This window comes from Streptomyces sp. NPDC020362, from assembly GCF_040642095.1.
Lineage (GTDB): Bacteria > Actinomycetota > Actinomycetes > Streptomycetales > Streptomycetaceae > Streptomyces.
Genome location: NZ_JBFAET010000252.1, coordinates 1 through 11,073, shown reverse-complemented (window position 1 = coordinate 11,073; position 11,073 = coordinate 1). Strand labels below are relative to the sequence as shown.

Here is an 11,073-nt window from a genome sequence, read left to right as displayed (position 1 = left end):
GCGCCCCTTCCGTGGCGACCGGGACGGAAGCGGCACTCCTGACGGAGCGGACACTCAGCGGCCGGGGGAGGGCATCGCGGTCACCGGTGTCCCCCCGGTCGCCCGGCCCAGCAGGGTCAGCTGGACGTTCCCGGGGCCGGACAGCGTGGTGAACTCCGAGAGGACCGCCAGGGCGAGCGTGTTGGTGCCCCGGGTGCGCAGGATCCCGTTCGGAAGGACGAAGGTGTGCTGCGGGCCGACGTTGTTGATGTACTGGCCCATGTTCCAGCCGTTGAGGAAGATCTGCGCCCGGTAGGCCCGGTACGGGTCGTCCTGCAGGGTCAGGCCGACCGAGGCGTCGATGTCGGCCGGCACGGACAGCCGGAACGTCGTCCGGTACCAGGTCACGCCCTGCCGCCGCTCGGCCCGCGGGAAGGTCACCGCCTCCCAGTCCCGGTCGGGGAAGCCGGGCAGGTGCCAGCCCTCCCGCTCGCCGTACAGGCCGCCGTTGTTCATCGGCCCGCGCACCGGGTCCGGCGCCGCCTCGCCCTGGATGCGCCACGTCACCTCGGGCGAGGCTCCCTTGAAGAGGGCCGCGGTCAGCCCACGGGCCGCCTTGTGGGTGTCGAGCGACTTGCCGTCCATGTCGCGCTGCATCCGCCGGACGAGGACCGACAGCACGTGCCGGCCGGGCGTGCGCAGCCGCTCCCGCACGGGGAAGGCTGCGGTGGCGTCCCAGCTGCCCTTCCTGGCCGTGGTGTCCTTGTCCGGCACCGGCATCCGGTGGGTGCCCAGCGGCTCCCCGTCCAGCCACGCCATCAGCAGGCCCTGCGTACCGGTGCTGTAGGCGAGCGAGACCTCCTCGATGCCGGAGGCGTCCGTGAACGTCCCCCGGTACCAGACGTCCCCGTAGTGGAAGCCGTAGTCGTCGGCGAACAGCACCGGCCGGCCCTTCGGGACCGGGGTGACGCTGTACGAGGACGTCCTGTCGGCGACCTTCCAGGAGGAGTCGTCGAAGTTCGGCCCGGCCTCCGGGTTCTCGGTCCGCACCCGCCAGCCGCCCAGCGCGGGCAGCTGCACCTCGGGCGCGGCGGGCAGCATCCCGGTGGTCATCAGGCTGCCGGACATCGTCACCCGGGTCGGCACCGTGCGGCCGTTCCACACCAGGCTCGCGATCCCGCGCGGCCCCCACACCTCGATGCTGGTCGTCCCGGTGATGTCACCGGTCAGATGCACCTCGGAGCCGCGCAGCTCGGCGTGGCGCAGCAGGGCCGGGCCGTACACCAGCAGGGCGCCGGACGGGGTGTCGTACGGGAAGATCCGCACGGAGGTGGCGTCGTTGGCGAAGAGCAGCAGCAGCGGGGTGTCGCTCTCCCCCTTCTCGACCATCACGCGGGTGAGACCGCCCACCCCGAGGGGCGCGTTGACGTGCAGTTCGTTGCTGTCGTACGCCCACGCGGCCTCCGCGTCGAGCCGGGTGACGACGGGCTCCTCGGGGCACTTCAGGACCAGGTCCGCCATGTCGCCGTAGCGCCCCGTGAACGCCGCGATGTCCTGCCGCCCGACCGTCATGCACAGCATGGGCTGGGCGGTGCAGTGCTTCAGCGTCCGATCGCCGAGCGGGAGTCCGGTGGTCAGCATGCGGGCGTCACGCGCGGGCACGGTGATCGGCAGCCGCCCCGCGTCCGTGGGCAGGTCGGTGGTGACCTGCTCGCTCCCGTCGTTGCGGGCCACGTACACATGGGTGCCGGTGTCCGGGTTGGTCAGGTGGTAGACCTTCAGCCCCGGCGCCTTCACCTCCGCCGCCCGGTCGAGGCGGGCGAAGTCGGGAACACGTTGCAGCAGATGCCCGAGCGTGTGCATCGGCGCGATCTTCTCGGTGACGTTGCGGCCCTCGTCGATCGCCGCCCCGTAGTCGTACGACGTGTAGACGACGGGCGCGGGCAGCCAGCCCCACGACGTCCCGCCGAAGGTCATGTACACGTTGTGCAGGGTGAGGCCGTTGGCGAGATTGGTCAGGTAGAAGCGGCGCTCGTAGGCCGAGTCCCGGGTGCGCCGCGACTCGGCGTACCCCTTGCCGTCGAACCAGGCCCCGCCCCACGGGTCGAACCAGCCGCCCCCGAACTCGGGCACGAACCCGGGCGTGCGCGGCGAGGCGGTGGCCCCGCCGGTGAGCCCGCCGGGCCCGAAGTGTCCCCAGTCCGGCGGCGTCTGCGTCGGCGACGGATACCCGTCGAAGCCGTACAGCCAGCCGCCCCTCTCGCCGCCGGTGTCGAAGGAGCCCGGCGTCCAGTGGCCGTTGCGGCCCTTGTCGTTGTGGAAGAGGGGTACGTCGATCCCGTCGGCCCGGACCTTCTTGTACAAGTGGGACATGTAGTCCCGTCCGGTTGCCTCGTGGACGTGGGCGTCGTACTCGTTCTCGATCTGGTAGAGCAGGATCGTGCCCTTGCCCTGGGTGAACAGGTGCCGGCGGGCGATCCGGTTCACCTGGGTCAGCCACTCGTCCACGTGTGCCAGGTAGGCGGGGTCGGCGGTGCGCGCCGTCCCCTTCGTCGCGGTCAGCCAGCCCGGGAAGCCGCCGCCGTCGACCTCGGCGTTGATGTACGGGCCGGGCCGCAGGATCACGTACAGCCCGGTCTCGGCGGCCATGCGCAGGAACAGGTCGAGATCCCGGATACCGGAGAAGTCGTACTGCCCCGGCGCGGGCGAGTGGTAGTTCCACGCCACGTAGATGCTCACGGCGTTGTACCCGTGCGCCCGCATCTTCTGCAGCACGTCCCGCCACAGGGAGGGGCTGGGCAGCCGGAAGGGATGCATCTCGCCGGACCACACGACCAGCCGCCGCCCGTCGACCAGCAGCGAGTACTGGTCGTACCCGATGGTGTGATGCTCCCCGTCGACGCGCGGCGGGGCGGGCGCCGGGCCGGTCGGCACACTGTGCGCGGCGTAGGCCGATGAGGCCCCGGGGCCGCCGCTGCCGCCCAGGGCGAAGCCGAGCGCGGCCGAGCCGGCCAGGGCACTGAAGGTACGTCTGCTGAGCGCCAAGGTGGATCCTCCCGGGCGATCTTACGGGGGCGCGGTCCGGCCATTGTCCATGGAGATACGCCCCACAATGGACCCATGAGGATCTCGGCACGGGCGGATTACGCGGTACGGGCGGTGCTGGAGCTGGCCGTACGCCAGAGCGACGGCCCGGTGAAGGCAGAGGAAATCGCCGCCGTACAGGACATTCCGCACAAGTTTTTGGAAGGCATCCTGGGCGATCTCCGACGGGCCGGAATCGTCGACAGTCGGCGTGGCGGGGGCGGCGGCTACCGGCTGGCCCGGCCCGCCGCCGCGATCACTGTGGCGGACGTCATCCGTGGGGTGGACGGCCCGATCGTGTCGGTACGCGGCGAACGCCCGACGGGCCTGTCGTACACGGGAACCGCACAGCCGCTGCTGCCCCTGTGGATCGCCCTGCGCGCCAACGTGCGCCGCATCCTGGAGGGCGTCACCATCGCCGACCTGGCGGCGGACGCCCTGCCGGAGCCGGTCCGCACACTGGCGGCGGAACCGGCGGCCTGGGAGAACCCGTGATCCCTCGGCGGGGGTCCGCCTCGTCGAGCTCGGAGGACCAGCGGGACCGGGCGGTGTCGTAGTGCACGGGGCCGAGGCGGAACCGGGTGAGATCGAGGGCGAGAAGCTGCTGGTAGGCCTCCTGGGGCAGGCCGGGGTCCAGCACGATGCGGAGGCTGCTGTCCGGGTCCTGGAGGACCAGCGGGCCGGGCGTTTCCTCGCTGGGCCTGCGCAGGGCCCGGACGGCTTCCTGGGGGCGGCGGCAGGCGTCGTCGGCGGCCTTCTCGGCGAGCGCCTGCAGGAAGGTGTGCAGGGGGACGGAGACCAGGAGCCAATCGCCCGCCGCGTCCTGGTCACCGGCCCGGGGCCCGTCGGCCGGGGTGTGAACAGCCCGAAGTGAATGGCCGGAGTTCGCCCTCCCGGGTCGGCACGGGGCTTCCTACGATTCCCTCGCCTCCCCCTCCTTCACAGTTTCCGCACAGATCCTTCAAAGTTGAACGGACGGATCGGAGGCCGAAACCCCCCACTCGACAACCGGGAGAGACCATGGCTGGTGGACTCTTGCTGAGCGGTGCCTTAGCCGCTCTGCTCACCACCGCGATACCCGCTTCGACCTCCTCGTCCCCCGTCTTCGACGACCCGCCACCGGACAAGATCGTCATCGACGTCGCCACGGTGAACGGCTCGGGCTGTCCCGCGGGAACGGCCGCAGTCGCCGTGTCCCCGGACAACACCGCCTTCACGGTGACCTACAGCAACTACCTGGCCCAGGCCGGCGGCAACTCCGATCCCACGGCCTTCCGCAAGAACTGCCAGCTCAACCTGGTCGTCCACGTCCCGCAGGGCTTCACCTACGCGGTCGCCAGCGCGGACTACCGGGGCTTCCTCTCGCTCCAGCCGGGCGCGTCCGCCACCCAGAAGGCGTCGTACTACTTCCAGGGCTCCTCGAACACGGCGTCCAGGACCCACCCCTTCAGCGGCGCCTACAACGACGACTGGCAGGCCACCGACAGCACCGACTGGGCCCAACTGGTCTGGTCCCCCTGCGGAGTGCTGCGCAACTTCAACATCAACACCGAGTTGCGGGTGAATGCGGGCAGCACCTCACCGGGCAAGGTCAGCTTCATGACGATGGACTCGACCGACGGGGACATCAGCACGGTGTACCACCTCGCGTGGAAGCAGTGCCCGAGCAAGTGACCTAGCCGATCACTGCCGTGGCGCGTCGAACTCCCGGGAGACCACTTCGACGCGCCCGGTGGCGGAATCGGACCGTACGGTGTCCAGGCCCATGCGCTCCAGTTCGGCGATCGTCGCCGCGTGCGTGGTGGTGTTCAGGGCGAGCAGGCCCACCTGAGGAGCGCCGTCGGGAAGCACGACGTCCTCGGCGAGCAGTGTCTCCATCAGCCGGTGCGCGGAGGCCGACGGCAGCGGCTCGTCCACGGCCACGTGCAGCATCAGATGCTCGAAGCCGGTGTCCATGCGCCGCGCCTGCGACACCCAGACCGTACGGACGGCCGGGAACCGGCCCACCCGTTGGGCGAGGGCATCCCGCAGCGCCACCGCGACGGGATGTGCCGACCAGGTGAGCTTCAGCTCCTGCCCTCCCACCTGCTGACCCCGCTCGCGCAGCGTCTGGGACAGCAGCGGCAGCGGCACCCGCGCCCAGTTCGTGGCCGAGTGGAGCGCAAGGACGGCGACCCCGGTCTGCTGGGAGATGTCCAGCAGCCGCAGGGCGTCGCAGTGGACCGCTCCGGCGGCCTGCGGCAACTGCTCGGCACAGCACGCCTCGCTGACGTAGCCGGGGAGGACGGGCGTGCCGTCCTCGCTGTTCTGCAGGAACAGCACGGAACCGTTCCCCTGCACGGGGACGTACACCCCGCGGTCCGCGAGAGCGGCGAGCAGTTGCTCCGACTCGGTCGCGGCGGCACCGCGATCGAGGATGTCGGCCAGGGTCCCGTTGATGGTCATGCCGGGGAGCATAGTGGCGGGGGATCGGGTCCCGAAGGTCACCTCGCGGCGTACGTGAGGAAGTCGGCCCAGGTGGTGGGGGAGAGGGCCGGCTGGGGCCCTGCCGGTACTTCGAGTCGCGGATGTGGATGATGGTGGGGCAGGTGGCGACCTCCGTGCAGTCGCCGTCGGCGCTGCTGTACGTGGACTCGTGCCGGTCCAGGGCGACTTCGACGCAGTCGTCGCCCTGCGAGCCGCTGTAACTGCTCACGGCTCGCGCGTAGGCCTCGGTCTGCAACAGCCCTGGTGCGAGTCGGCATTCGTAGGTGTAGGGGCTGATCGCTTCCGCGTCCAGCCGGGCCCATTGCCCGAACCAAGCCGCCAACCCCGGCTGCCGAGCCAAGTGCTCCGCCGCGCGCCTCGAGGCGCCTGTATTCCCCAACGCCTCCTCCGCCCGCTCCACGAACGCGGGATGCGGCATTCGCCTGCCCAACTCAACGCTCGCCGGCGTGGGTTTGGAGAACACGAGCCTTTGCTCCTCGCTGCCGCGGGGCGCGGACAGCTGCTCGTCGATGTCCTGGCCGACCGCTGGGAGGTGGTCGACCGTGACCCGCCGGGCAGGACCGTGCGCGCCGAGGTCGACCTGCCGCCGACGGGCGGTGGACGCGCAGTACTTACGTCCTCACAGTCGACTACTGTGAGTGTTTGCCACCTTCACGGGTGCCGCCGTCCCATGGGTTGACCTCCGATCGATCTGAGCAGCGTCTCTCGCTGATCGGGGCGCACGGGAGCGCAGACTGCGGGCCGGACTCCCTTCGTGCGCCGCCTGTTTCCCTTACTCAACGTGACGGCGCCTCTGATAGTTCTGTGCACGCAGTGTGACGACGACGGGTCGTCGCGACCTCTTGTGCCACGGGAGACGAGGGAGAGTCATGCCACTCGACACGGCGACAGCACCGGCGGCAGGCCCGGACGCAGGGTCGGCCCAGCAGCGGGGACAGCAGAGCCTCAGCACCGCGGCGGCACGCAATCTCGCCACCACCACCAAGTCCGAGCCCCAGATGCAGGGCATCAGCTCCCGCTGGGCGACCCGCATGCTGCCGTGGGTGAACGTGCCCGGAGCGACCTACCGGGTCAACCGGCGGATGTCGTACACCGTCGGCGACGGCCGGGTGTCCTTCGTGAAGACCGGCTCGAAGGTCCAGGTCGTCCCCGCCGAACTGGGCGAACTGCCGCTGCTGCGCGGCTTCTGCGACAGCGACGTGCTCGGCGCGCTGGCCGACAGGTTCGTGCAGAAGGAGTTCGCGCCGGGCCAGATCATCGTGCACGAGGGCCGCAAGGCCGACCACGTGTACCTGATCGCGCACGGCAAGGTCGAGAAGATCGGCGAGGGACCGTACGGCGACGAGACCGTGATCGGGCTGCTGGCCGACGGGGACACGTTCGGCGGCCGGCTGCTGGCCGGACAGGCCAAGAAGTGGGACTTCACGGCCCGCGCGGCGACCCCGGCCACGGTGCTCGCGCTGCCGCTGACGGCGTACAAGACGGTCGCCGACCGCCACGAGGCGCTGCGGACGCACGTGCAGCAGATCAGTTCCAACGGGCACCGCAAGCTGAACCGCTCGGGCGAGGCGGCGATCGTGCTCAGCTCGGGGCACGTGGGCGAGGAGACCCTGCCGCAGACCTTCGCCGACTACGAACTCGCGCCGCGCGAGTACGAGCTGAGCGTGGCGCAGACCGTGCTGAGGGTGCACAGCAGGGTCGCCGACCTCTACAACGAGCCGATGAACCAGACGCAGCAGCAGCTGCGCCTGACCATCGAGGCCCTGCGCGAGCGGCAGGAGCACGAGCTGGTCAACAACCCGGAGTTCGGCCTGCTCCACAACGCCGACTTCGACCAGCGGATCTCCACCTACTCGGGTCCGCCGACCCCGGACGACCTGGACGAGCTGCTGAGCATGCGGCGCAAGACCCGCTGTTTCCTCGCCCACCCCAAGGCGATCGCCGCCTTCGGGCGCCAGTGCAACAAGCGGGGCATCTACTTCGGCGGCGTCGAACTGCACGGCAACCACCTGCCCGCCTGGCGCGGGGTGCCGCTGCTGCCGTGCGGCAAGATCCCGATCAGCGAGCAGGGCACGTCGTCGATCATCGCCATGCGCACCGGTGAGGACGACCAGGGTGTGGTCGGCCTGTACCAGACCGGGATCCCGGACGAGGTGGAGCCGGGCCTGAACGTGCGGTTCATGGGCATCGACGAGAAGGCGATCATCTCCTACCTGGTCAGCACCTACTACTCGGCGGCCGTGCTGGTGCCCGACGCCCTCGGCGTCCTGGAGAACGTCGAGATCGCCCGTACCAACGGGAGCTGACGGCGGTGTCGCTGATCTCCCGGGTCACGGCGCCCGCCGCGGCCCATGACGTGGCGGGGCTGGTGCGCGCCCTGCTGTCGGGCCCGCCGGGGCCGGTACGGGGGCCGTTCGGCGGGCCTCAGCCGCGCGGGCCGAGACTGCCCGCGGGGCCGACCGGGCCGGGCACCTCCGCCGCCCGCACCGCCGCACCGCCCCTCCCACGGCGTCTGCCGCTCCCGCTGCCGCCTGCGGCGACCGGCCGGCCTCCCGCGCCACCCCGGCCTTGCGGGGCCGTACTGCCTTCCGGCCCCACCGGGCTGGGCACCTCGGCAGCGTCCCTCGGTAGCGCGGCAGCGCTCCGCCGGGCGGTGGACCCGGTGTCCGACCCCGCCCCCGGCCTCCACTGCCCGCCCGCCGTGCGGGACGACCCCGCGCTGGGCGAGACCGTCACCGCGGGCCTGGTCGAGTGGGCCGAGGAGATCGGGATCTACCCGGGGCAGCTCGACAAGATCCGCACGGCCGACTTCGGCCGGCTGATCATGCTGGCGCATCCGGAGTCCGACGAACCCGACCGGCTGCTCGCGGCGGCCAAGTGCGCGCTGTCGGAATGGGCCGTGGACGACCACTGGGTGGACGGCGACGCGGCCGAGGCCCGCCACGACCTGCTCGGCAGACGGCTGGCGATCGCCCACTCGGTGGTCGACCAGGCACATCTGCCCCTCGTCCACGCCCCCCGGCTCGAAGCGGTCGTACGGGCGGATCCGGTCATGCGGGCCCTGCGCGACTGCCTGCACAACCTGGGCGCGTACGCGACCACTTCACAGGTGCGCCGGCTCCGCCACGAGCTGGCCATCATGTTCGTCGCCTACGGCCAGGAGGGCTACTGGCACACCGCCGGGCACACCCCGCCCGTGTGGGAGTTCCTGATGCACCGGCACGAGAACAGCTTCGTGCCGTGCATGGTGCTCGTCGACGCGGTCGCCGGATACGAGATCCCCTACGGCGAGTTCGCCGACCCCCGGGTACGGCGCGCGTTCACCATGGCGGGCACGGCGAGCGTGATCGTCAACGATCTCTACTCCATGGGCAAGGAGGACCCGACGGACTTCAGCCTGCCCCGGCTGATCGCCGGCGAGGACGGCTGCTCCCTCGAAGAGGCCGTCGAGCGCACCGTCGGGATCCACAACGAGCTGATGCACACCTTCGAGGCGGAGGCGGCCGCCCTCTGCCTGACCGGCTCCCCGGAGCTGCGCCGCTTCCTCGCCGGAACCTGGGCCTGGCTCGGCGGCAACCGCGAGTGGCACGCGGGCAGCGCCCGCTACAGCCCCTTGACGGCGAGGGCGTAGAAGCGGGTCGTCTGCTGGGAGTTGTCGTTGTCGTCCGTGACGGTCGCCCGGCACTTCGCCGCAGGCACATGCCACCCGTCCGGCAGGGACCGACTCCTGCTACCCCGCCTGTCCCATCCCTGCCGCGTTGGGCCAGCTCTGGGCGTTGGGCCAGCCGGTCGCCGGGGCCGGGGTCAGACCGGGGGCCGGGGTTCCCGGTGCGGTCATGCCGCGCACCTGTGCGGCGGTGAGGCCTCCGCGGGCCGGCACGCCCGGAGGGGTGGGACCGGCCACGGCGGCCGGAGCCGGAACAGGGACGGGGGGAGGGGCTGGGGCAGGGGCGGGAAATGGGGCGACAGGTGTCGGCGGGACCGGTGCCGGGGCGGGTATCGGCGCGGGGGCCGGCACCGGGACCATCGGGGCGGCTGCAGGGGCCATCGGAACGGGTGCAGGGGCCACCGGAATTGCTGCCGGGACAGGAGCCGCCATCGCAGCCGGAGCCGGTACCGGCGCCGGAGTCGATACCGGAGTCGGCATCGGCGCCACCGGCTGCTGCATCGGGAGCGCCTGGGCTGCCGCCGGCATCGGCATCCCGCCGCCGGGTGGGGGTACGGCGGCGGGGAGCGGCATGCCGGTGCCGGCGGCCGGGGCGGGCGCGGCCGCGGTGAGGCGCAGGCCGGACCCGTTGGTCTCGCTCATCAGCCGGTCAACGGCCGCCGTACCCGAGCTGTAGCTGGTCCCGGTACTCAGCCCGGGTACGGCGGCTCCCCTCCTGGACCCGTAGAGCACCTGCTCCAGGCCGGACACCAGGCGACGCACGTCGACCTGGGGGCGCACCACGAGTCTCAGGAAGCGGCTGGACGAACCGATCTTGTTGCCGCACTCGCGGACCAGGATCCGGTGCTCGGTGAGCAGCCGGTCCCGGACCACTGTGCCTTCGGCGCCGACGGGCAGGCGCACGAACAGGAAGTTGCCCTGGGAGGGGTAGACCGTCAGGCCGGGCAGGGCCGAGAGATGGCTGGCCATCTCCAGGCGGTCGCGGCGCACCTGCATCAGGCTCTGCGCGTACTCCGCGCCGTGCTCCTTCAGCATGAACACCACGTGCTCGGCGAAGGAGTTGAGGTTCCACTTCGGCAGCATCGAGCGGACCCGGCCGGCCAGGGCCGGGTTCGCCACCAGATAGCCGAAGCGTATGCCGTGCAGGCCGAAGTTCTTGCCGAGGCTGCGCAGGACGACGACGTTGGGCCTCAGCATCGCCTCCTGGACGACGCTCGGCTCGGCCTCCGCGTCGGCGAACTCCAGGAACGACTCGTCCACGATCACCAGGTCAAGGTCCGCCATGGCGTCCATGAACTGCACGACGGACTGCTTGCGCAGATAGCCCCCGTCCGGGTTGTTCGGGTTGCAGATCACCGCCACCCGCGTCCCCCGTGTCCGGATGAAGTCCGCGTACTGGGCGAGGTCCAGCGCGAAGCCGTTCGCCTCCTGGAGCGGGAACATGTCGACCCGCTTGCCGGTCTCCATCGGCTGGTCCGTCCAGCGGCCGAAGGTGGGGACGGGGACGGCCAGGGACTCGCGGACCAGCAGGTGGTCGATCCAGGTGATGAGTTCCGTCGAGCCGTTGCCCATCGCCACGCACTGCGGGGGCAGCTGGAGCAGGCTGCACAGCTCGGCGGTGATGGTGTCGGCGCCGCTCGGGTAGTACGTGACGATCTCGCGCAACCGGGCCGCCATCTCCTCGAACATGGCGGTGGTCGGGAAGTAGGGGTTGCACGGGATGCAGAAGTCCACCGGGCCCGACCCGTCGCTCTCCCGCGTCAGCGCCGCCATCGAAGGGCTGTGCGCGGCGGTGTTGCGGAACAACGAGGTGACGTTGTCAGGCAAGGGAACCTCCGTCCAAGGGTGGCCCGTGC

The 11,073-nt window shown here is 71.2% G+C and carries 8 protein-coding genes and 3 pseudogenes; 6 read left to right on the top strand and 5 right to left on the bottom strand.

All coding sequences use genetic code 11. The annotated features are described in order from the left end of the window. Window positions 1-54 precede the first annotated feature (54 nt). Complete coding sequence (locus tag AB0H32_RS43085; RefSeq protein ID WP_361133453.1) at window positions 55-3,024, bottom strand: beta-galactosidase; 2,970 nt, start codon at window positions 3,022-3,024, stop codon at window positions 55-57. Between the two features lie 75 nt (window positions 3,025-3,099). Here AB0H32_RS43085 and AB0H32_RS43080 point away from each other — a divergent pair, with 75 nt between their 5' ends. The 3 genes from AB0H32_RS43080 to AB0H32_RS43070 all read left to right on the top strand — a co-directional run bounded on the left by AB0H32_RS43080 (window position 3,100) and on the right by AB0H32_RS43070 (window position 4,737). Further along, a complete protein-coding gene (locus tag AB0H32_RS43080; RefSeq protein ID WP_361133450.1) occupies window positions 3,100-3,558 on the top strand; it encodes an Rrf2 family transcriptional regulator in 459 nt (152 codons plus the stop codon). 61 nt (window positions 3,559-3,619) lie between these two features. Next, window positions 3,620-3,937 (top strand): hypothetical protein, encoded by a 318-nt coding sequence (locus AB0H32_RS43075; RefSeq protein WP_361133448.1) that lies wholly within the window; start codon window positions 3,620-3,622, stop codon window positions 3,935-3,937. Window positions 3,938-4,083: 146 nt separating this feature from the next. Further along, on the top strand, window positions 4,084-4,737 hold the full coding sequence (locus AB0H32_RS43070) for a DUF4360 domain-containing protein (protein WP_361133445.1): 654 nt from the start codon (window positions 4,084-4,086) through the stop codon (window positions 4,735-4,737). A gap of 9 nt (window positions 4,738-4,746) precedes the next feature. Here the strand turns inward: AB0H32_RS43070 and AB0H32_RS43065 are convergent, their stop codons facing one another. From AB0H32_RS43065 to AB0H32_RS43055, 3 genes and pseudogenes are all read right to left on the bottom strand, one after another. Next, window positions 4,747-5,508, bottom strand: coding sequence for a hypothetical protein (locus AB0H32_RS43065; RefSeq protein WP_361133442.1), 762 nt, complete (start codon window positions 5,506-5,508; stop codon window positions 4,747-4,749). 106 nt (window positions 5,509-5,614) lie between these two features. Next, a pseudogene (locus AB0H32_RS43060) lies at window positions 5,615-5,710 on the bottom strand (DUF397 domain-containing protein); the annotation flags it as partial. Between the two features lie 3 nt (window positions 5,711-5,713). Continuing rightward, window positions 5,714-6,016: pseudogene (locus tag AB0H32_RS43055) on the bottom strand (Scr1 family TA system antitoxin-like transcriptional regulator); the annotation flags it as partial. 18 nt (window positions 6,017-6,034) lie between these two features. On the opposite strand from AB0H32_RS43055, the pseudogene AB0H32_RS43050 reads away from it, so the two are divergent. From AB0H32_RS43050 to AB0H32_RS43040, 3 genes and pseudogenes are all read left to right on the top strand, one after another. Next, window positions 6,035-6,229 (top strand): annotated as a pseudogene (locus AB0H32_RS43050) (hypothetical protein); the annotation flags it as partial. Window positions 6,230-6,419: 190 nt separating this feature from the next. After that, a complete protein-coding gene (locus AB0H32_RS43045; RefSeq protein WP_361133439.1) occupies window positions 6,420-7,856 on the top strand; it encodes a family 2B encapsulin nanocompartment shell protein in 1,437 nt (478 codons plus the stop codon). Between the two features lie 5 nt (window positions 7,857-7,861). Next, window positions 7,862-9,181: a family 2 encapsulin nanocompartment cargo protein terpene cyclase gene (locus AB0H32_RS43040; protein WP_361133437.1), complete on the top strand. Its 1,320-nt coding sequence runs from the start codon at window positions 7,862-7,864 to the stop codon at window positions 9,179-9,181. A 99-nt stretch (window positions 9,182-9,280) separates the two neighbouring features. Here AB0H32_RS43040 and AB0H32_RS43035 read toward each other — a convergent pair whose 3' ends face one another. After that, window positions 9,281-11,044 (bottom strand): histidinol-phosphate transaminase, encoded by a 1,764-nt coding sequence (locus AB0H32_RS43035; RefSeq protein WP_361133434.1) that lies wholly within the window; start codon window positions 11,042-11,044, stop codon window positions 9,281-9,283. Window positions 11,045-11,073 lie beyond the last annotated feature (29 nt).

Coding starts and splice junctions, on each gene's coding strand:
- AB0H32_RS43080 (WP_361133450.1), top strand. CDS start 3,100: ATGAGGATCTCGGCACGGGCGGATTACGCGGTACGGGCGGTGCTGGAG.
- AB0H32_RS43070 (WP_361133445.1), top strand. CDS start 4,084: ATGGCTGGTGGACTCTTGCTGAGCGGTGCCTTAGCCGCTCTGCTCACC.
- AB0H32_RS43065 (WP_361133442.1), bottom strand. CDS start 5,508: ATGACCATCAACGGGACCCTGGCCGACATCCTCGATCGCGGTGCCGCC.
- AB0H32_RS43045 (WP_361133439.1), top strand. CDS start 6,420: ATGCCACTCGACACGGCGACAGCACCGGCGGCAGGCCCGGACGCAGGG.